Raw genomic sequence first — 501 nt, 5'->3', positions numbered from 1 at the left:
ATGTTGTTATCTTGAACCCTGACACAAAAGTTGAGAAAAACTGGCTTGAAGAGCTTTTAAAGCCTTTAGAAAAGGAAGAAAAATTGATCACCACTCCAAAGATTTTGACTTACGATGGCTCTAAAATAAACACTTGTGGGAATATAGATCACTTTACTGGGTTAACCTTTACCAGAGGTCTAAATGAAAGTCCTGAAAAGTTTAATGAATTTGAATACTTGAGCGGTTTATCTGGAGCTTGCTTTGCTATGAGAAGGAAGGACTATTTAGAGTTTGGTGGTTTTGATGAAGACTTTTTAACATACATGGAAGATGCAGAATTTTCTTGGAGGGCTCATGCCAAGGGATTTAAGATTTTGTATGTGCCAACTTCAATAGTATATCATGATTATGAGCTTAAAGTTCCCCCAAAGAAGATTTATCATTTGGAGAAAGGAAGGTATATAATTTTAAGGAAGTACCTAAGCTGGAAGGAACTTTTACTAATGCTTCCCTCATTAC

Annotated in this window: 1 protein-coding gene; it reads left to right on the top strand. The window is 35.3% G+C overall.

All coding sequences use genetic code 11. The features are described from left to right. A partial coding sequence (locus tag E3E37_RS10885; RefSeq protein WP_167717360.1) for a glycosyltransferase family 2 protein occupies positions 1 to 501 on the top strand: 501 nt, incomplete at both ends.

Origin of the sequence: Thermococcus sp. ES12 (genome assembly GCF_012027515.1) — an archaeon.
In the GTDB taxonomy this organism is placed as follows: domain Archaea; phylum Methanobacteriota_B; class Thermococci; order Thermococcales; family Thermococcaceae; genus Thermococcus; species Thermococcus barossii.
The sequence above is the reverse complement of the archived record's forward strand: the minus strand, read 5'-3'. Positions and strand labels throughout refer to the sequence as shown.